Genomic DNA, 21666 nt, shown 5'->3' with positions numbered 1-21666 from the left:
ACATAAATATTAAAATAGTCTGAACCCGTCATCAGGTATTCAGACTATTTAATTCGAACACAGTAACGTATCCGTCAGACTCATTCCTCACACAGGTACTTTGTCTGCATCCCAGAAATCCACCGCTGCATCCACTACCGGTTTGACAATACCGACACGAATGGCAAAATCGCCAAAATCTTCAGCTGCATTACGTTCCTGTGCCCAGCGGGCAATCCACTGCTGTAAGATAACCAGCACCTCATCAACCGTAATATTCTCGCGGAACAAGCGCGGAATACGCGTGCCGGCACGATTACCACCAACATACAGATTGTAGCGGCCAATGGCCTTACCAATCAGCCCAATCTCGGCCAGCAATGCACGGCCGCAATTATTTGGGCAGCCTGTAACGCGCAGGATAATATGTTCCTGTGCCAGACCATATTGCGCCATCAGCGCATCAACCTGATCGATAAAGCCAGACAAAAAGCGTTCAGATTCTGCCATTGCCAGCGGGCAGGTTGGAAAAGCAACACAGGCCATGCTGTTTTTGCGCTGCTCTGTAATCCCATCATCAATCAGCCTGAATTGACGTGCAATCCGTTCAACCTCATCCTTATCTTCAGGCTGCACACCAGCCACAATCACATTCTGATTGGCAGTCAGCCGGAAGTCACCTTTATGAATTCTGGCCAGCTCACGCATACCCGTTTTCAGCGGCCGATCCGGATAGTCGAGCAAACGACCATTTTCAATAAACAAAGTCAGATGCCAGCGCCCGTCTTCACCGTGTACCCAGCCGATACGGTCGCCGCGCTCAGTTAATTCATAGGGGCGGCTGGCAGCGAATTTAAAGCCCTGCCGCCGCTCAACTTCCTCCTTAAATACATCCACCCCCACACGCTGCAACGTATAACGCGTACGCGCGTTCTTGCGATCACTGCGGTTTCCCCAGTCCCGCTGTGTTGTTACCACCGCTTCCGCACAGCGCAATACCTGCTCTACCGGAATAAAACCAAAATCTCTGGCCGTATTGGGAAACGTACGCTGATTACCATGTTCGATAGACAAACCACCACCCACCAGCACATTAAAACCAACCAGCCGGCCAGCTTCACCAATGGCCACAAAATTCAAATCATTGGCATGCAAATCCACATCATTCAGTGGCGGAATAACCAGCGCCGTTTTGAATTTGCGCGGCAAATAAGTTTTGCCATTAATCGGTTCCACCGCATCACCACTGACACCCTCAGACAGAGGCGCGGCCAGTTCCGAACTGAGTACCTTCTCCCCGTCCAGCCAGATATCAGCATAAGCATGTGTGCGTGGCAATAGATGTTCGGAAATTCTGCGTGCCCATTCGTAGGCTTCCCGATGCAGACTGCTTTCAACCGGATTACTGGTACACAAAACATTACGGTTAATATCACCAGCCGTAGCAATCGAATCCAGCCCCAGTTGATGCAACCACTGATGCATCGGCTTGATATCATGTTTCAACACCCCGTGAAACTGGAATGTCTGGCGCGTAGTCAGGCGAATACTGCCATACAGCGTATGTGCTGTAGCAAACTCATCTATTCCCAGCCACTGTTTTGGCGTAATAATTCCGCCAGGCAGACGACAGCGCATCATCACATTTTTCAACGGTTCCAGTCTGGCTGCCTGCCGCTGTGCACGCACATCGCGGTCATCCTGCTCATACATGCCATGAAAACGAATCAACTGGAAATCATCACCATTAAACCCACCGGTAATTCCATCATGTAAATCAGCAGCAATCTCGCCATACAGATAATTACTGTCACCTTTGAGCCGCTCATTGTCTGACAATGGCGCATCCGGCATTCTGGCACGTGGGTCATTATTCATGTTCTGTATTCCTTAATATGGCATCTTGTTATAATTCATTCAAAACATTGTATAATTAATCAGCAAGCAGCCAAAAGAATACCGAGTTGTAATCAAAGAGATTTTAGTTATATCACCCCGCCGCCAGAACACACCGGCGGCATTCACCCAACGCAGGAAACACACATGCAACGTGGCATTTATCAGCATTACAAGGGCAAACTGTATCAGGTTATCGGAACAGCACGCCATAGCGAAACCGAAGAAGAACTGGTTATCTACCAGTGTCTGTATGGTGATTATTCAACATGGGTACGACCCAAAAGCATGTTTAACGAAGCCATAACCACCAATGGCCAGACCCAGCCAAGATTTGCCCTCCTACAACCGCTGTAACCTAACCAGTAATCCCCGCCCGCTTTATTATCACCATAGCAATTAAGCTATATCCAAAGCCGAAAAAAAGCACTAACTATCCACCAAAAGCGATAGTTAGTGCTGCTGTCAGACAATCATCTTCTGACAAAAGCTTATTTACCGATACAAAACCGGCTGAAAATCACCCCCAGTAAATCATCGGCACTGAATTCACCGGTAATTTCATTTAATGCATTTTGTGCCAGACGCAAATGTTCTGCAAATAGCTCAATCTGATTATCCTGACACAAACTGGCATTCACCAGCTCCTGCTGAGCCTGTTCAAGTGCCTGAATATGGCGTGTTCGTGCCAGAAACAGCCCTTCACTTTCTCCCTGCCAGCCCACTTGCTGCAACAGCGCCTGACGCAGCAAATCCAGACCACTACCCGTTCTGGCAGACAGAGCAATCACCTGCTCTGCATCCGTAAACGCCTGTAGCTGGCCGGTTTCACGTGAAACACTCGCAGCATCTTCACCTGTTAAATCAATTTTATTATGCACTTCAATCTTGTGTAAACCAGCTGGTAACTGTGCCAGAATCGCCGCTGTGGTGGCATTTATTCCTTCACGCTGGTCAACCAGTATCAGCGCTACATCTGCCTGCTGTACTGCCTGCTGGCTGCGTTCAATACCAATACGTTCAACCACATCCTCCGTTTCACGCAAACCAGCTGTATCAATAATATGTACCGGTACCCCATCCAGCGTAATCTGCTCTCTTACCGTATCCCGTGTGGTACCAGCAATATCAGTGACAATCGCCACATCATCACCGGCCAGCGCATTGAGGAGGCTTGATTTACCCACATTTGGCGCCCCTACCAGCACCACATTCATGCCTTCACGCAGCAGCGCACCCTGTTGTGCATGTTGCAGCACCTTATCCAACTGGCTGCGCAACTGTAGCAGCTTGCCACTGGCATCCGCTGCCTGTAGAAAATCAATATCTTCCTCTGGAAAATCCAGCGTTGCTTCCACTAGCATGCGCAAAGTAATCAGCTCATCCACCAGCCGGTGAATTTCCTGCGAAAATACCCCTTTCAGGCTGCGCACCGCCATGCGTGCTGCTGACTGACTGGAAGCATCAATCAAATCGGCCACACTTTCAGCCTGTGCCAGATCCAGCTTGTTATTTAAAAAAGCACGCTTGGTAAATTCACCCGGTTCAGCCAGCCGAGCACCCAGTTGCAGGCAGCGTTGCAATAACATCTGCAACACCACCGGCCCACCATGCCCCTGTAACTCAACCACATCTTCACCAGTAAAGCTGGCCGGTGCAGCAAAATACAGCAGCAAACCATTATCAATAACCGCACCCTGTTCATCAACAAAATCGGTGTACATCACCCTGCGTGGTACAGGCGTTTTACCACCACTTAATTTTTGTGCCAGAGACAGTAGATTTTTACCGGATAAACGCACTACCCCCACACCACCACGCCCGGGCGCAGTTGCAATCGCAGCAATAGTCGGATTATTCTCCATTATCAAAACCCCAGCTTATCAAAACAGTTCAGGCAGCCTGAAACAGCTGCCTGAACAAAACCTGTATACAACTGCAAATCAATCATCAACCTGCAATAATTCCACATCAAAAAACAGCGTAGCATCAGGCGGAATCACCCCTTCAACACCACGGCGACCATAGGCCATATGTGGCGGAATAGTCAGTTTACGTTTACCGCCCACTTTCATGCCGTTAAAACCTTCGTCCCAGCCAGCAATCACTATACCTGCGCCCAGAGTAAATGTGAGCGGCTGCTGACGGGTAATACTGGAATCAAACACCGTACCGTCTTCCAGCATACCAGTATAATGTACCGTGATTTCCTTACCTTTAATAGCTTCCCGGCCAGTACCCTGCTGCAAGTCTTCAATTACCAGATCCATACTCATTCATCCTTGACTAATAAATTAGCGTACACTGTAACACAGACATTTAACCCATGCATGCCACAACAATCTTTTCATTTATCAGGAGACAACATGAATACCAGCGAAATTGTTTTTCTTGACCGTGCCACCCTACCCGAGTTCCCGTTCAACTTCGATTTTCCCCATCACATCACCAGCTACAGCCATAGCAGTCCAGATGAAGTCGCTGCCCGAATCGCTCACGCCAACATCGTCGTATCCAACAAAGTACGCATTAATGCAGATGCCATCAGCAACAGCCCGCAGCTGCAATTAATTGCTGTACCTGCTACTGGTCTGGATCACATAGATCAGCAGGCCGCACAACAGCACAACATCGCCATCCGCAATGTCCGTGGCTATGGCAACGATACTGTTGCCGAACATGCAATGATGCTGATTCTGGCATTAATGCGCCAGTTACCCGCCTACCAGCGCGATGTAGCGGCCGGATTATGGCAAAACAGCCCTTTTTTCTGCCACTTTGGCGCTCCTATGCGCGATCTGAACGGCAAAACACTGGGTATTTTCGGCAAAGGTGGTATCGGACAGGCACTGGCAACCCGGGCTCAGGCTTTCGGGATGCATATTCTCTGGGGTGAACACAAAAACGCCAGCAGCTGCCGTCATGGCTACACACCATTTACCCAGCTCATACAGGAAGCCGACGTCATATCCCTGCATTGCCCGCTGAATGAACAAACGCGTAATCTGATTGGTGAGGCAGAATTAAAAATGATGAAACCACAGGCCATACTGATTAATGTCGGGCGCGGTGGTCTGGTAGCAGAACAGGCTTTAGTAGCCGCATTGAAATATGGCCAGTTAGGCGGAGCAGGCGTAGATGTACTGAGCGAAGAACCACCCGTACATGGTAATCCATTACTGCGTGCTCAACTACCTAACCTGATTATTACCCCGCATATGGCATGGGGCAGCGAAGAAGCCATACAGCGTATCTGCACTATGCTGGAGGATAACATCAATACTTTTATGCGCAAAAAATAATAGCAATTAGCGCAATGGTCTGGCCACTACTTCTGTCAGCAAAGCAGAATAGCTGGCCACCAGATCGGGATTATTCGGCAGGAACCGGGCAATCTGCTGACGCTGGTCGTGCCTATATTGAGCTGCGTTATAAGCGTGATTGCTCATCGCTGCAAGCAACTGTTTGGCTCCCGCCTGCACATCATTGCCAGCGTAATAATAACCCAGATCGGAAATCAGCTCGGCATTGTGAATCAGAGGATAGCCCTGCCAGCACACTTCCAGATAGAAGTAGTTAAGCGGATTTTCCCACTGATGTGAAATTACTGCGTCAGTATTGGTAGCCAGAAATGTTGGCGTATCATAACGACCCAGAAATACCGACTTGTGACCTTTCACGATATCCAGCCGATTCATCAGCGCAATGAATTCCATGCATTTCTGCGCCATTGGCAAAGTATTGCAAACCTGCAGGATATTAATGGCTTCAGGTGCACTGCGATATGCCATTTCAGCAATCAGAATCGGATACAGACAGAACTTCACTACATTGATATTCGGCTCCATTACTGACAAACGCCAGCCATTGCGCGGATCCGGCTCCTGCCATAAGCCCTGAAATGGCATGGCTGCGGTTTTCTGAAGCAGAAATACCGGACTCCATACAAACGGCACCACACGTGCCTCATGGCGACGAAACACCTCAAAATACGCCCGACTGCAATTAGCAACCTGTGGAATCATCCAGATATCATCATAACGCTGGTTAATAAACAGATTAGCGCCACCCATATTGCGGGAAAACAAAATCGCTTCCATCATCTGAATATACTCAACACCACAGCAATAAGAAATCAGATGTACGCCTCTATCCTTGATATAGGCCGTCTGCGCAGCACTAATCTGTCCACCTAGCTCAATCAGTACATCAACCTGATCTTTGGCCTCAAAGAAACTTTTGGTTGGCCATATCTGCAAATCCCATGGAAAACTTGAGGTAATCGGTATATCAGTGGTGTTTACCAACACCACAGAGTCTACATTAGGGCAATTTTTCAGTGCTTCAGCAAGAAAAACAGCATTCTGTTTAATGCCATTATTCCACAGCGTTTCTTTAGGATGATTCAGACCAATGGTAATCCCAATACGCAAACGTGCTGGCGTATGGCTGGAAATTAAATCCGGATTATTAGATAAATTCATGATTTCAACAGAAATATATTATTGCAGACTGGCTTTATATATACCTGATACCAAGCAGTAAACTAAATCAGTGTAACCTAGGCTTTAAACAGAGATTCAAGTGCTTCAGTATAACAGCGGACATTACTTTCCGCTTCAGGATTCAGTGTTGCCAGAAAGACATTTGCCCGCTCACGGTAACTGGCCAGATTTTCATCATGCATCTTATATGCATCCACCAGTTTCTGCCCACCTTCTTCACAGTCAAAATCATGATAGCGATATCCGCAATCACCAATCAGGTGTGAATTGTGAATCAGCGGATAACCACCATACAAAGCTTCATAATAAATATAATTCTGCGCATTTTCCCACTGATGACAAACAATTGCCTCACAATAACGGGATACCACCTGCCAGATCGGATAACGACCTTCAAACGAAGTCAAGCCATGCCGCACAATGTCCAGACTCTGGGCAAACAGATTGAAAGCATTTTGCTTTTTCAGATTCATGGTATTACAGGCGTAAATATGCTCGATAAAATCAGGATTCAGCCGATGTGCGTTTTCACATACCAGCATAGGCATATAACTGGTTTTCACCATACACATATTGGGTTCAAACATACCAATACGCCAGCGTCTGCGGCCAGGCTGATAGGCAAACTGTTCGCTTTCGGGCAGTTTTTCACAGGCGCGATCGAGAATAACCGGACTCCATAAATGAGGCATAAGCCGTACCGGAGCACGAAATGTACTGGCGAAGTATGGCATACAGGTTTTTTCGTATTCAGGTAATGTCCATACCTCATCATATGGTGCACCCGTAATCAGCAAGGCAGATGGCTTATCGAACAGCATACGTTCAATATCAATCACATAATCATTACCCACGCGCATACTAACTACTTTACCACCTTTGGCCTTGAAATTTATCATCCATTCCCTGGCCAGCTGGGCGCTCATTTCAATCATGACATCCAGCTCATTCATGGCACTGGCCATATCAATCACCGGTACTGGTGAATCCTGCAGAAAATTCATTGCATCCTGCATATCCCCATCGCCGGAACCTGCCACCAGCACCACATGACCGACAATCGGTGATTTCTGTAGCAACATCGCCAGAAACAGACAATTCTGAAAAATGCCGTTTTCCCACAGCGACTGTGCTCCTTTGCGCACATAAATCGAAACACCTACCCGAAGTGAAGACACCGACGACATGGGTTAACCTCTTAATAATTCTGGACGATCTGCACACAGATTAGATAACAGTTGTGCATGGGCAGCAATATTGGCTTCAGCCAGAGGCGCCGTAGCCTTAAACAACGCCTGCGCGGCCTGACGCTGACTACCCAGATTTTCCTCATGATGCTGCCAAGCCTGAATCAATTGCCTGCCGGCCTCACGTACATCAAAATCCGGATAATAATAACCAACACCAGATTCTTTTAACCACGGCGAGTTGTGAATCAGCGGATAATCACCGTACAGCGTATCCAGATACAGATAGTTCTGGTCATTACACCATTGATGCGAAACCACAGCATTGGCATACTGCGCCATAAAACCGACTATATCATGGCGGCCATAAAAGCAGGCTTTATGCTCCTTAACCAGATTCAGTGAGTTGGCCAGATGCAACATCGTCAGATGGTCTTTCATATGCAGCGTATTGAGCACATGCATCATACCCACAGACTGCGGCTGCTGGCGATAAGCCTCATCACAGCCCAGCATCGGAATGGATGACGTTTTCACAACAGAAATATTGGGTTCAAAAATGGCTACATTCAAAGGTGTCTGAATACCATCATGCAAATTGCTGCGCCAGCCAAAATGAAAACCAAGCTCACCGATTTCCTGCTTGCGTCTGGATACAAATATCGAATCCCACAGATAGGGCGTAACATGTACCGGACGGCGATACATTGTACGCAGTATGGGAATATAAGCTTTATCTTTTGGTAATAGCCATACCTCATCAGAACGGTCTACTGGCGGGAAATTAGTCGGTTTTTCAAATATATTATATTCCACCAATCCTACATAAGGCTGGCCAACACAATAATACACCACCTTTTTACCACGAGCCCGCTGTAAAGCCAGCCATTGTGGACTCAATGCACCTGCCAGTTCAATAATGACATCGAAAGCATCACCAGCTTCCTGCTCTGACATTAAGCGCAAATCAAACAAATTTAAATCAATCTGTTCGGCCATACCCGGCTGCCCGCCCACATTAATCAGATCAACCGATTTAACAAACGGGATAGCTTTCAGACTCTGAGCCAAAAATATAATATTCTGACCCATGCCATTCTCCCAGATATTCTGGTTGGCATGAGTGATAACAGAAATACCGATGCGCATACAAATCCGTATTATGAGTAAAATGCTATTACTGATAAACAAATAAGACTTCTGGCTTCACAGTGGAAGACCAGAAGTCTACTCAGTCAGAATTTTTTTACCACTTCAAGCCAAGTGCTGAGTTAACAGCTACTTCCTTACCAGTAGTGGAAACACCTGCGCCCCATGTAACCTTACCGTTTTTACTTGCCGCCTTATAATTTACACCAACGGCACCATAGCTGCGATATGTACCCACACCGAGACCCACAGTCTGTCCACCAGAGTCCAGAGATGGCAGATAAGCACCGGATAAAGCCATGGCCATTGCTGTACCTGAATAGGCACGACGCTCAACATGGTGAATGTTATCATTTAGCTGGTTAACATATTCATTTACCTTGCCAATCTGATTATCCACAGCTTTAAGCTGAGCCACATTCACAGCATCCGAATCGTCAAAACCCGCAGCAACACCGGTTATCTGACGGTATTTTGGCTTATCACCATTTGGATCACCCACAGATACCGCGCCAGCAGTACTTGTCGTTTTACGGATGGCATCTTCCTGCTCCTCGGTTGCCGTTCCCGGTATATAACCTACTATTCCGGCTTTCTTGTCCGCTATTGAACCCGCTCCCAGAGCAATACCTCCAGTCTCCGTTACCTGTGCGCCGCTACCCAGTGCTATACCATTTTCCACCGATGCGGTTGCACCTGCACCTATCGCAATCGCCGAAGTACTAACGGCAGCCGCTCCTCCGCCTACTGCTATCGAATTAGCATGCGATGCACTTGCTGCTATTCCGTTCGGGGAGTTAACTTTCGCATACTTCGTACCATAATCCTGTATCTTTTGCAGTGCATCAGGCACATTAGTTACTTTCTCTATACTACCATCCGGCTTATGAATATCATATCCATTCAAATTAACGCCGTCAGACGGATTGTACGAAGCACCCAGACCTGATGCTATGGTGGCAATCTGGTTGCCAAGTGCAGTTGACAGACTAGTCAGAGCGTCTTGGGAGGAAATCTGGTTGCTAATTGCGAAAGCGTCTTGTGAAATACCGCCACCTGTAGGCAAGCTATCTACTCTCATAGACAGATTAGCCAGATCGTTTTTCACAGATGACAACTGACCAAAATTGACTGCATCGGTAGCTTCCTGACCGGCCCTCACATTGGTAATCCGCTGTGCTTCAGCTACACCATTAATATTACGGCTGGCATCATAAGCTCCCAGCAAACTATTCCACTGCAATGCATTTTCCTGCAGGCTAGAAATATTTACCTGTAGGCTAGAAATACTGTTACTAATCCCTCCTGCTTGCAACATATTGTTTATCGAAGACAAACTGCTTGAAGTAGCGGTAGACAAACTGGCCAGATCACTTTTCACAGTAAACAACTGTCCGCCTGTTACTGCATCATGCGAATGCTCACTAATATCGCCATCGGCCACATTAATAATCTTGCCAGGCTCAGAAGCACGAGTGAGGCTGCCTGGTTTGCTGGCATCAAATGCGCCTTCACCTCCATTATACTCACTATTCCATCTCAGGCTGTTCTGGCTGTCCTCTTGCAGTTTAGCCACATTGTTGTGCATTTCCAGATAACCGGTAGACAGACTTTCTATGCGGGTATTGGTATCGCTCACCAGATTGTTCAGTCTATCATTTGTTGTACTCAGGCTCTCTGACAGACCCGAATATCCGCTAGACAGGGAGTTAGTGATACTACCGATTTCAGTAGGCATTGTCGTTGAAACTGCTGTCGACAAACTATCCAGATCGGATGCAATAGAGCTGGACAAAGTTGAGAGCTGGCTAAAATTAATCGCATCGGTAGCTTCCTGGCCGGCTGCCACATTGGTAATCCGCTGTGCCACCACTTCACCATTAATATTATGGCTGGCATCATAAGCTTGCAACGAATTATTCCACTGCATTGCATTCTGCTGTAATGCCGTCAGATTCTGATTAGTACTATCCAGACTAGACGACAGAATGCTCAGACTCGATGAGGTCGCCGTTGACAGGCTGTGCATCTGCATACCATTGATAGCATCAGTTGAAGTTTCACTGATTGCGCCATTGGCAATACCGGTTAGTTGCTGAGGTTTGCTTTCACGGGTTGCATCAAAAACACCCTCAGTACCATTGGTACTCTTCCATTGCAATGCATTCTTCTGCAATGCAGTCACATCGTTACCGATTACGTCCAGCTTGTCAGATATAGCGCTCAGACTACCAGCAATAGCGCTGGACAGGCTGCCCGACTGGTTTTCGGTAAGAGCCTCCAGACTGGTCGACAGGCTGCTCAAACCTGTTGAGGAAGTGCCGGCCAGACTAAAGAGCTGGCTGCCGTTAATGGCATCAGTAGAATCTTCAGCCACAGCACCAGCGTGGACATGGGTAATAAGCCGAGCACTACCGCCATGACTGGCGTCATACATGCCTGTACCATCAGGATTAGACTTCCATTGCAATGCATTGTTCTGCAAACTGGCTATACCGCTGCTGATACTATTCAATTTTAATGCTGTATTTTCAGTCAGACTTGTCAGTTCAGTATTGGTTTGTTGCAATGAATTGGTTAAATTAGCTATGCTTTCATCGGATATGGTGCTCAGAGAGTTGGTTAAACTGCTCGCATCGGCGGCTACTTTGTCACCCAGATTACCGATGGCTGTATTGGTGTTATACAACTGATTACCAGTTACTGCATCTTTTGACTCTTTGCCCACCTCACCTTCAGCAACATTAGTAATTTTCTGATTTCCATCACTACCGTGTCTGGCACTGAATACTTTAGCACCCTCATCCCATTGCAAGGCATTCTGCTGTAGCGCAGGAATCTGATTATTTATTTCGTTCAGGCGCGTCTCGGTTTCGGCAGACAAATTATCCAGACCTGCAACAGAAGAATTTTGCAATATATTAGAGAGATTGCCCAGCTCGGATGTAGTTGCCTGTGCAAAGTCAGAGATTCTGTCAACGACTGAAGTAGAGAGCGAAGTTATCTGGCTATTCGTACTGTATAGCTGTGCACCAATTACGGCATCTGAGGAATTTTGCACTGTACTTCCTTCGGCCACATTAGTAATGCGCCCTTTATTGCCATTAACATCGCTGGCATCATAGACTTTGCCATTCCATTGCAATGCATTTTGTTTTAATGCCGTTATATTCTCGTCGGCGGTTCTGAGACCTGAATCAATGTCAGTTGTCAGTCTGCTAATCTCTTCTATAGATAAACCATTTAGACCATTACCCACTTTCTGTATTTCTGAAGCAGTAGAAAGCGAGAACGAATAAATCTGGCCAACATTTATCGCATCAGTTGAACCTGACTCCACATGGCCATCGGCCACATTGGTAATTCTCTGTTTTCCATCACTACCATGATTGGCACTGTATGCCTTAACTGTGCTATCCCACTGTAAAGCATCACTCTGCAAAGCACCAATACCTGTACCAACGCCATTTACAAGATTAGTTGCACTTTGCCGGATATTTTCAGAGTATTGGGTCAGTTGTGGAGCAAAATCGGACAGACCAGTACTGGTTGAAGTGGTTAATGTGTTCAGAGAGCCATTTGTAGAATATAACTGTGCGCCAGTAACAGCATCGCTTGAAGCACTGTCCAACGTAGCGTTTGCAACACCAGTAATTTTTTGATCTATTTTATCCCGCTGAGCATTGAAACTGTCACCTACAAGCCGCAACATTTGTTGCGGTAATTCGGAGATACTGTTATCTATTTTACTCTGGACAGATGATGAGAGCGTACTTACGCTGGTATCTATTGATGTGCTCAGATCATAGTACTGGCTACCGGTTACTGCATCAGTTGATGCCAAACTAGAAATATCACCAGCCTCGACACGAGTAATTTTCTGGTTTCCATCACTACCGTGTCTGGCACTGAATCCTTTAGCGCCCTCATCCCATTGCAAGGCATTCGCTTGCAAAGCGGAAACTTTTTCCTTAGTCTCATTCAGGCTAGCCGATATTTGCGTCGGATTGTGACCAGCTGCAGTAGACAGCGAACTGGACAAATCACTAAAACTGCTAGAAAAAGAACTGGACAGACTGCCAATATTGGTATTAGTAGTATATAGCTGCCCGCCATTAACCATATCAGTAGAATCAGCGGAAAGATTTTCGGAAGCCGCCACATTGATTATTTTATTCGTGGTTTGGCCGTCTGCACGGCCAGCATTATAAACACCATCTTGATACAGCAAAACATTCTGTTGTGATGGAATAATGATTCCAGATATTACACCTGCTTTGGCAGATATAGTTGTACTCAAGTCTATTAATTGAGGATTAGCCGTAGATGAAACAGTATCAATCTTTCCACTAAGCTTATTTACCTCAGTGTCTATTGAAGTGGAAACATTACCAATAGCAGTAACAGTATCATCAATGCTGATCGACACATTATTTACACGGTTTGCAACAGACGAAGCCAATCCCTTTAACTGGGCGACATTGGCTGCATCAGTATCCGCCGTACCCGCCGCAACATCCGTTATCTGGCGTGTAATCCCCCCCTCTACGTTTCCTACGGCTACCGCACCGGTGATACTCCTCCATGCCGGCGAGCTACTAGGATCAATATCAGTTACACTGTTATCGGGATTAAAGCCAGCCTGATATGCGGCGGTATTGGCAAGCGAACCGGCCCCCAGAGCAACCGCACCAGCGGTTGTGGCCTGAGCATTAGTGCCCACAGCAATCGCATCAGTGGCACTGACAGAGGTTTGATTACCCAATGCCAAGCCATTGGTTGCACTGGCACTGGCCTCATTACCGATTATGGTTGCGTAATTGGAGGTACCAGCAGCCCCCACTGTATTGCGGTTACCAATAATATGAACCTCATCAATAGCGTTGTTGATGGTATTATTGTTACCAAATATAGCGGTATTGGTTGCTGTAATAAATTCGCTGGAACCAGCATTACTGTTCCCCAGAGACAGGGTATAGTTGCCGCTGATACGGGTATTGTTGGTAGACTTATTTTCTACTGTACTGTCTGGATTGTATGTGGTGGCTGTTGCTGAATTGCCTATGGCAATTGATTGCACACCTGAAACCTCATTATCGGAACCAATACTGATGCTTTGCTTACCAGTGGCTTTATTGTTATTACCGATGGCTACAGCAGAATCCACTGAACCCCGACCAGCCTGAGATTGCACCCCAACCGCTACAGTACCGTCAGCAGTCGCTTGTGCCTGCAAGCCAAGAGCCACGCTTCCTACGCCGTCAGAAGTGGCTACAGAACCTAAAGCCACCGCGGATACACCTGTAGCCTGTGAAACAACACCGATGGCATTGGAAGCACGCCCGCCAGCCAGCGCTGCTATACCAAAAGCCTGCGCACCGCCGGCTGTACTGGTAGCATTGGTACCAAAAGCAAGACTATGATTACCTGTTGCATATGCCCCACAGCCAAGAGCAAACGAATTAATACCATGGGCTGTTGCTAGCCTATTGGGGTCTCCGCCTGTGCGGGCGCCTTGATAGCCTGAATTACCAGTAGTAATCTCTCTCGCCTGCCAATCTTCTCGTTCCAGTGTTACATCATATGGATGATATTCTTTATTTCCGTAAACAAATTTGTGGTTTTTTGCAAAACGCCAATATTCATCTATTGGATCCAAGCCAGTGCCGGAGCCAAGTCCCGAACGGTATTTAATATAATCTGCACCACAAACATTATCATCTCCAGTTACAATGGTTGCATTAGTACTTGCATGAGTATCACCGCCATTTGGTGCATTACTACCAACCAAATTATGCCCTGTTATACCTGCACGACCGGCTGCATAAACATTTGGAATGGCCAACGCCATATTCACAACCGAGGCAAGCAACCCCACCTTAAATGCAGTAATGCCAAATTTACCTAATAGCGATGACTTAACAGTCTGGCTGGAAACGGTATTTGCTTTGGTTTTACTCTTAGCCAATTCGGAAGCAGCCACCCAAGTGTGAGTGGATTCATTCCATATCGCACGATATATTTTATTCAATTGGTTTACTCCTAAAATTTTGTAAAATCATGCGTTTATCAAAAATTATTTAATAACTTAAAAATACGTTAGTATTCTAAGTTAAACTATTAAGTAATATAACATAAATATTTGTATAAATGTGGTTAAACAAGTCCTATTGTTTGACTGACTGATTTATCACTCCATCCCATTCATAATAAATTTTCAGATTTTAAACAAAAAGTTATATAAAATTAAAACTTAAAAACATTTATTTGTACACATAATACATTATTTGTTTATCTATTATTAGATGTATTATAAAAGCAACAATATGCTGAATAACTTAACTTCTGTGTACTGTGTGGTGACCACTATCAGTCAGTATATTCAGCGAATAGATAATCGTTAACATCACGCTGACTCTCAAACAAACTGTTTTTATTTACCTGTCCCTGCCATAAAAATTTACATACGTTAAGTTTACAAGTGTTACAAGTATCTAACATTGAAATTGTACTTTGTTTAATATGCCAGATTATCTGTAGCAAATTAATATCTATTTTTATTCACAATAAAGTTTACTATATAAGGTTTTACAGTAAGATTTTATATATCTATGATTAAATTAAGGTAGATTTACAATTAAATTGCCTTAGTTCATACTTGTGGATAAATCTGTGGATATTATTTTTGATTCAGAATAATACATAATATCAGCCAAAGCTAGTTAATTATTTCTGAATCCAAACTTTTTCTGCTAAAGAGGCCTATTTTGCGCAACCAGTTAATTAAACTGTGTATAAACAGGCCAACGATTCTATCTTTAAACAGGCACAAACCTTATCCACAGGGGTATCATACTAAAACTGTCTATATATACCAGTAAGGCTTATTTAAGATATTTTGCTAGAAATTATTTACAACTATTGATTTAGCCAGAAAACCGTTTTAAATCGGCTGGAGCGGATAACGGGATTCGAACCCGCCCGAACTGCTTGGGAAGCAGTTATGCTACCACTACATCATATCCGCACAGAAAATTCATCCTATAGCTGTTAATAGCATTGGCACAGCAGTATCAGAAAGTGATGATTATAACCGCATGACTGGCTAACGGCCATAGGATATAGTGGAATGGGCTTACAAAGACTGAATAAAATATTAGTTATCCACAATTAGCGGTGCAACGATAACCTAATACAGTAATACAATACCAGCAGTTTAAATCGCTATTCACTCTATCCATGTGCAACTTGTTTTGCCTGTACTGAAATAATGTTTACATGCTGAGGTCAGATAGTCGAAACTTTTTCCAGATTTTTAGGTATAGGAAAGCTTTTACCTGAATAGAGATTATTTTGAACAGCCAAACAGGCGAAAAAAACAGCATAAGGAAGCAGAGCTAAGCAAGCTACAGAAGCAATTATCAATCAGCATTTTACTAGAGAATGGCAGATAGCTGCATATTGTACAGATTTTTTACCCCAGCAACTGGCCACACAAGCACTATCTATAGCAAATACAAGTATATTGCCTTGCTTCTATACTTATCAACAGCTAAGCCAAAAATGATTGCTACGTAAAATATTATCCACAGCCTAGGTTATTAATGGATTGAAGCCATAACAGCAAAGGGATTAGAAGTAATAATTGAACCGCAGCCATTACTGATAATACCTGTTCAGATAGCTCTGAAATCCATACAGCGTGCCGAATGGATTTCTGATATCAGATAGAATAAATTCCTGTTGTCAAATAGCTGCCGGCAGATAGATGGCAGCCGCAGCTGTATAAAACCAGTTCAGTTATCCACAGGGCTCCGTGCCTTTGCCCCGATATCATGCCGGTATTGCATGCCTTCAAAATGTATTGGCGCCAGAGCAGCATAAGCCTGTTTCCGGGCAGCATTCACATCTGCTCCCAGAGCTACTACACACAACACCCGACCACCGTTGGTAATCAGTTGATGACGAGAATTGAGTGCCGTACCGGCATGAAATACTTTACCGGTTTTATTAGCAGCTATAACACCGGAAATCACATCACCTTTACGGGGAGCCTGTGGATAACCGGCAGCAGCCAATACCACACCAACAGCAGCCTGATTACTCCAGCTTGCGGTTACGGTGTTAAGCTCCCCAGCGAGAGCGGCCTGTATCAGCTCTACCAGATCACTTTGTAATCGGCACATAATCGGCTGAGTTTCCGGATCACCAAAACGGCAATTAAACTCAATCGTGTATGGGGCTCCTGTTGCATCAATCATCAGGCCTGCATACAGAAAGCCGCGATAAGGATGGCCTGCTGCCTGCATGGCTTTTACCACAGGCAGGATGATTTCATCCATTACCCGCTGATGCACAGCCGCGGTAACCACCGGTGCAGGAGAATAAGCCCCCATTCCGCCAGTATTAGGCCCTTTGTCGTGATCGAGTAAACGCTTGTGATCCTGACTGGTGGCCATGGGCAAAACATGTTCGCCATCTACCATAACAATAAAACTGGCTTCTTCTCCCTGCAAAAATTCCTCAATAACGATTCTGGCTCCGGCAGCACCCATGCTGCTGTCCAGCAGCATATCGTCTATCGCCTGATGAGCTTCAGTCAGTGTCATGGCAACAATTACGCCTTTGCCGGCAGCCAGACCATCTGCTTTAATCACAATCGGCGCGCCCTTTTCACTGACATACTGATGTGCAGCTTCGGCGTCTGTGAAAGTCTGATAGGCAGCTGTAGGTATACCCTCTTTGGCCATAAATGCCTTAGCAAAATCCTTGGAACTTTCCAGCTGGGCACAATACTGGCTCGGGCCAAAAACTGCCAGACCGGCAGCAGTAAAATCATCCACAATGCCGGCAGCCAGTGGTGCCTCCGGACCAACAACGGTAAACGTAATCTGCTGCTCACGACAAAATGCAACCAGTTGCTGATGATCACTTATTGCAATATTGTGCAGTTTTGGTTCTGTCGCGGTACCGGCATTCCCCGGAGCCACATATACTGTGCTCACTTTGGGCGACTGCGCCAGACGCCAGGCCAGAGCATGTTCACGCCCGCCACCACCTATAACCAGTAATTTCATATATCCCCTTCTCCAGAAAATGATTTTCAGATTGTCAGTAAACCATTTTCTGTATCTTTAAGCAATAATCCGTGTTATTCAGTTGTCAAGTTTAACATCAATTGCCCGCTGCTGACGTAAAACGGCCAGACCGCCTTCCAGTTGTGCAAGCGGTATGCGTACAAGCAGACAGCACTGCTGCTGTAAATCCTGCTGCAATACTTGTGCCTGTTGCTGCTTACACCAACGTAATGCTTCACTCAGATGTGCATAATCACAGTAAAGCCGTAGTTGCTGGCATACATCCAGACGGATCTTTTCGGCACTAGCTATCGCAGCAGCAGTTACGGTTTTATAGGCATGAATCAACCCTGGCACGCCAAGTAAAGTACCGCCAAAATAACGTATTACTACCACAAGAACATCAGTAATGGCCGCAGAATCAATCTGCCCGAGAATTGGCCTGCCGGCGCTACCGGCCGGTTCACCATCATCATTGGCACGATAACGATTGCCATCCACACCCAGACGCCAGGCATAACAGCAGTGACGTGCCTTATGATGCTGTTCACGCAATGTTTGCACATACCCACGGATTTCAGCTTCACTGTGCACCGGCCAGACAAAAGCAAGAAAACGGCTGCCTTTATCCTTGAATTCAGCCTGCGCCGGTGCTGCCAGCGTTGTATATTGAAAAACTGTACTCATGCTTTTGCTACAGCCTGCCTGATGGCAGCCACAAAAGCATCAACCTGCCCGGCAGTGGTATCAAAACTAGTCATCCAGCGCACTTCTCCCCTGCTTTCATCCCAGTCATAAAAATGAAACTGCTGGTGTAACCGGGTGCGGGCAGCAGCAGGCAAAACAGCAAATACGGCATTGGCCTGCGTTTTCTGCGTAAGAGTAACATGTTCAACCCCAGCCAGAGAGTTGGCCAGACGTGTCGCCATCAGGTTACTGTTGGCAGCTAAATTCAGCCACAAATCATCTTCCAGCCAAGCCAGAAACTGGGCAGAAACAAAACGCATTTTTGCCCCAAGCTGAGCATTGATTTTACGCAAATATGGCATGGCAGCATGAGCATCTGCCCGCATACTGATAATACACTCGCCCTGTAACATGCCATTTTTAGTACCACCCAGATTCAGCATATCTACTCCGGTATCAGTAATCATGGTTCTGACATCGGTATTTTCTGCAACCAGCGCATTTGCCAGACGCGCACCATCCACGTATAGCTTCATATTATGCTGATGACAGTAATCAGCCAGAGCGCGGATTTCAGCTACACTGTAACAGGTGCCCAGTTCAGTTGTCTGGCTGATATAAACCACGGCCGGCTGGGCGCGGTGTTCCATTCCGAAACCCCATGCCTGTTTTGCCACCAACTGTGGTGTTAATTTACCATCGGTGGTGGCAACGGTTAATAGCTTCACGCCAGCCATATGTTCAGGTGCAACACCCTCATCACACTGAATATGCGCACTATCGGCACAGATTACGGCACCCCAGCGGGGTAATAATGCCTGTAGAGCGGTTATGTTTGCACCAGTACCATTGAAAACAGGAAAAGCCTCAGCCTGCTCACCAAATAACTGTTTTATTTTCTGTTGCAAGGCAATAGTATAAACATCTGCACCATATGCTGGCTGATGGCCGCCATTAGCCAGCGTCAATGCCTGTAAAATTTTCGGATGGACACCTGCATAATTATCTGAGGCAAAGGCATAACTCTGATTATCATGTAAACAGTTCATTTTGTTATAAGCCAGATAGAAAATTTTATGAACAGCATTATGAAAACTACCTGAATAATGCTCACTTTCAGGCAATTTACCAGTAACAAGGAGCAATAAAAATATTTCTCCTACCAAATAGCACTGCTGCTAATCAGTTTGCCGGATTCGCTACATACAGCAATGTTTCACGTGAAACATTGCCAAATCCGTCATCATCAATTCAATGTATGATTGCCTTTATTTGCTGGATTAGTTCAGGAACAGCGGTATTCAGATCAGCAACCAGACCGTAATCTGCCACCTTAAAAATAGGTGCTTCTGCATCTTTGTTAATCGCCACAATTACCTTACTGTCTTTCATTCCAGCCAGATGCTGAATGGCCCCGGAAACACCTATAGCCATATATAAATCCGGTGCCACTATCTTACCCGTTTGCCCCACCTGATAATCATTCGGGGCATAGTCTGCATCTACAGCTGCACGCGAAGCACCAATGGCTGCATTCAGAGTATCAGCCAGCGGATTCAGCAGCGCAGCAAAATTTTCCGCACTGCCTAATCCACGCCCACCACTAACCACAATTTTAGCAGTGGTTAATTCCGGATGCTCAGATTTGGTGAGGCTACGCTCAATAAAACGACTCAACTGCGGCGCTGCTACAGCAGCAATATTTTCAATTACTGCCTCTCCACCAGTTATTTCGGCCAGCGCAAAAGCGGTTGTACGAATGGTAAGTAGTTGTTTTGCCTGTTCACAGCGCACAGTCTGTAAAGCATTTCCGGCATAAATCGGACGAACAAAGGTTTGCGTATCGATAATCGCAGTAACATCGGAAACCGGTGCACAATCAAGTAAAGCAGCTACGCGCGGCAGCAGATTTTTACCAAAACTGGTAGCGGCAGCAACAATATGACTATATGAATCAGCTAGTTGCACTACTAGCGGCGCCAATGTTTCGGCCAACGCATGAGCATAGACAGACGCATCCGCCAGCAAAACTTTACGTACACCACTAATTTGCTGTGCCTGCGCAGCAATATCCGCTACATTATGCCCTGCTACCAGTATATCTACTTCACCCAGTTGCCGGCCAGCGGATACCGCAGACAAAGTAGCCTCATCCAGACAGGATTGCTGCTGTTCAGCAATAATCAGTACAGACATCAGTATCTCCTTAAAAGACTTTAGCTTCGTTATGCAATTTGTCCACCAGTTCGGCTACATTTTGTACCACAATACCAGCCGCACGGACTTGAGGTTCTGTCACTTTCAGCTGCACCAGCCGCGGGCTGATATCCACACCCAGCTCAGCTACTGTTTTTTTCTCCAGCGGTTTCTTTTTTGCCTGCATGATATTGGGCAGCTTGATATAGCGTGGTTCATTCAAACGCAGGTCAACACTAATCACCGCAGGTAAGGTTAGCGCCAGCCGTTCCTGCCCGCCATCTATTTCACGCGTAATCAGTACTTCATCGTTAGCCAGTTCTATCTTGCTGGCAAAAGTACCCTGAGCAAGCTGCATCAGGGCTGAAAGCATTTGTGCTGTCTGATTGGCATCATCATCAATTGCCTGTTTGCCCAGCAATAATAACTGTGGCTGCTCCAGATCGGCCACGGCTTTTAGCAGTTTGGCCACAGCCAGTGGTTGAAGTGCTTCATCCGTTTCCACATGAATGGCACGATCAGCGCCCATGGCAAGAGCGGTTCGCAGGGTTTCTTCGCATTGTTTCACCCCGAGCGATACCACAACCACTTCAGTAGCCTTGCCCGCCTCTTTTAAACGTACAGCCTCTTCCACTGCTATTTCATCAAACGGATTCATCGACATTTTTACATTGCCAATATCCACATCTGATTCATCTGCTTTTACGCGTACTTTAACGTTGTAATCAACAACACGTTTTACCGCTACCAATACTTTCATCCGAACCATCCTAATACAGAAAATCAGCCAATTAATATGATTCAACTGTTACTATAATTCTTAACTAACCTGACATAGTAACATAAGAACAATTAAACTGCCGAAAATCAGCCAATAATATCATTCTGCTGACATGATCAGCCTGTGGATAATATTTAACAGACTGGTATCGATACTATTCTTCACCTAACAATATCCACAGTTGAGCAATAATCCAGTCAACAGAGATA

At 45.9% G+C, this 21666-nt stretch carries 14 protein-coding genes and 1 tRNA gene; 2 read left to right on the top strand and 13 right to left on the bottom strand.

The window, feature by feature from the left end; all coding sequences use genetic code 11:
- Positions 1-87: 87 nt before the first annotated feature.
- A complete protein-coding gene (gene cysI / locus GYX26_RS03015; protein WP_174827978.1) occupies positions 88-1857 on the bottom strand; it encodes an assimilatory sulfite reductase (NADPH) hemoprotein subunit in 1770 nt (589 codons plus the stop codon).
- A 165-nt stretch (positions 1858-2022) separates the two neighbouring features.
- Between cysI and GYX26_RS03010 the strand changes: the two genes are divergently transcribed.
- Positions 2023-2232 carry a DUF1653 domain-containing protein gene (locus tag GYX26_RS03010; protein WP_100090334.1) on the top strand — a complete coding sequence of 70 codons (210 nt, stop codon included), beginning with the start codon at positions 2023-2025 and terminating at the stop codon, positions 2230-2232.
- A gap of 134 nt (positions 2233-2366) precedes the next feature.
- Here the strand turns inward: GYX26_RS03010 and mnmE are convergent, their stop codons facing one another.
- Both mnmE and GYX26_RS03000 read right to left on the bottom strand, forming a co-directional pair.
- The gene (mnmE, locus tag GYX26_RS03005; RefSeq protein ID WP_194240683.1) at positions 2367-3740 is read right to left on the bottom strand and encodes a tRNA uridine-5-carboxymethylaminomethyl(34) synthesis GTPase MnmE; all 1374 of its coding nucleotides are present in this window, start codon (positions 3738-3740) and stop codon (positions 2367-2369) included.
- A 78-nt stretch (positions 3741-3818) separates the two neighbouring features.
- Entirely contained in the window at positions 3819-4145 is a 327-nt protein-coding gene (locus tag GYX26_RS03000) for an FKBP-type peptidyl-prolyl cis-trans isomerase (RefSeq protein ID WP_174827977.1), read from the bottom strand.
- Between the two features lie 96 nt (positions 4146-4241).
- On the opposite strand from GYX26_RS03000, the gene GYX26_RS02995 reads away from it, so the two are divergent.
- Complete coding sequence (locus GYX26_RS02995) at positions 4242-5177, top strand: D-2-hydroxyacid dehydrogenase (protein WP_174827976.1); 936 nt, start codon at positions 4242-4244, stop codon at positions 5175-5177.
- A gap of 6 nt (positions 5178-5183) precedes the next feature.
- Here the strand turns inward: GYX26_RS02995 and GYX26_RS02990 are convergent, their stop codons facing one another.
- The 10 genes from GYX26_RS02990 to GYX26_RS02945 form a co-directional block, all read right to left on the bottom strand.
- On the bottom strand, positions 5184-6359 hold the full coding sequence (locus tag GYX26_RS02990) for a DUF2827 domain-containing protein (RefSeq protein ID WP_174827975.1): 1176 nt from the start codon (positions 6357-6359) through the stop codon (positions 5184-5186).
- A gap of 77 nt (positions 6360-6436) precedes the next feature.
- On the bottom strand, positions 6437-7567 hold the full coding sequence (locus tag GYX26_RS02985; RefSeq protein ID WP_174827974.1) for a DUF2827 domain-containing protein: 1131 nt from the start codon (positions 7565-7567) through the stop codon (positions 6437-6439).
- Between the two features lie 3 nt (positions 7568-7570).
- Positions 7571-8716 (bottom strand): DUF2827 domain-containing protein, encoded by a 1146-nt coding sequence (locus tag GYX26_RS02980; protein ID WP_174827973.1) that lies wholly within the window; start codon positions 8714-8716, stop codon positions 7571-7573.
- Positions 8717-8813: 97 nt separating this feature from the next.
- On the bottom strand, positions 8814-14747 hold the full coding sequence (locus tag GYX26_RS02975) for an ESPR-type extended signal peptide-containing protein (protein WP_174827972.1): 5934 nt from the start codon (positions 14745-14747) through the stop codon (positions 8814-8816).
- Positions 14748-15669: 922 nt separating this feature from the next.
- Positions 15670-15743, bottom strand: a tRNA-Gly gene (locus tag GYX26_RS02970).
- A 769-nt stretch (positions 15744-16512) separates the two neighbouring features.
- Positions 16513-17793 carry a phosphoribosylamine--glycine ligase gene (gene purD, locus GYX26_RS02965; RefSeq protein WP_174827971.1) on the bottom strand — a complete coding sequence of 427 codons (1281 nt, stop codon included), beginning with the start codon at positions 17791-17793 and terminating at the stop codon, positions 16513-16515.
- A gap of 78 nt (positions 17794-17871) precedes the next feature.
- Positions 17872-18480 carry a YigZ family protein gene (locus GYX26_RS02960; RefSeq protein ID WP_174827970.1) on the bottom strand — a complete coding sequence of 203 codons (609 nt, stop codon included), beginning with the start codon at positions 18478-18480 and terminating at the stop codon, positions 17872-17874.
- Entirely contained in the window at positions 18477-19529 is a 1053-nt protein-coding gene (locus tag GYX26_RS02955) for a low specificity L-threonine aldolase (RefSeq protein WP_174827969.1), read from the bottom strand. Before GYX26_RS02955 ends, GYX26_RS02960 begins: the two co-directional genes overlap by 4 nt.
- Positions 19530-19731: 202 nt before the next feature.
- Complete coding sequence (locus GYX26_RS02950) at positions 19732-20676, bottom strand: electron transfer flavoprotein subunit alpha/FixB family protein (RefSeq protein ID WP_174827968.1); 945 nt, start codon at positions 20674-20676, stop codon at positions 19732-19734.
- Between the two features lie 10 nt (positions 20677-20686).
- Positions 20687-21436, bottom strand: coding sequence for an electron transfer flavoprotein subunit beta/FixA family protein (locus GYX26_RS02945; protein ID WP_174827967.1), 750 nt, complete (start codon positions 21434-21436; stop codon positions 20687-20689).
- Between the last annotated feature and the right edge of the window lie 230 nt (positions 21437-21666).

It is taken from the genome of Snodgrassella sp. ESL0253 (assembly GCF_013344965.1).
GTDB lineage: Bacteria > Pseudomonadota > Gammaproteobacteria > Burkholderiales > Neisseriaceae > Snodgrassella > Snodgrassella alvi_B.
The sequence above is the reverse complement of the archived record's forward strand: the minus strand, read 5'-3'. Positions and strand labels throughout refer to the sequence as shown.